The sequence below is a fragment of the Treponema sp. R8-4-B8 genome, from assembly GCF_054786175.1.
Genome location: NZ_BDHE01000337.1, coordinates 1 through 475, shown reverse-complemented (window position 1 = coordinate 475; position 475 = coordinate 1). Strand labels below are relative to the sequence as shown.

Here is a 475-nt window from a genome sequence, read left to right as displayed (position 1 = left end):
ATTTTCCTCCTTTATAGCCGTGCAACCTTATAATATGAGCGATTTTTTCAGGCATATCTTTGCGGTGGATAACCGCGTCAATGAAACCGTGCTCATAAACAAACTCCGACGTTTGGAACCTGTCTGGCAATACCGCGCCGATGGTATCCTGTATGACGCGTTTTCCGGCAAAACCCAGGGTAACTCCCGGCTCGGCGAGAATAATGTCACCTAACATCGCGAAGGACGCGGTAACGCCGCCCGTGGTCGGGTCCGTAATTACAGAAATGTAAAGCCCCCCCGATTCCGTGTGCCTTGCGACCGCGCCTGATGTTTTTGCCATCTGCATAAGGGAGATAATCCCCTCCTGCATACGCGCTCCGCCAGACGCTGAAAAAATAACCACGGGCAATTTATTCGCCGAAGCGTATTCAATCGCCCTTGTAATTTTTTCGCCCACGACGCTGCCCATGCTTGCCATCACAACACGGCTGTC

General features: G+C 51.8%; 1 protein-coding gene. It reads right to left on the bottom strand.

Annotation, left to right across the window (positions count from 1 at the left end):
- Positions 1-475, bottom strand: a 475-nt coding sequence (locus ACYVRA_RS08655) for an acetyl-CoA carboxylase carboxyltransferase subunit beta (protein WP_461252315.1), incomplete at both ends; no start/stop codon positions are given.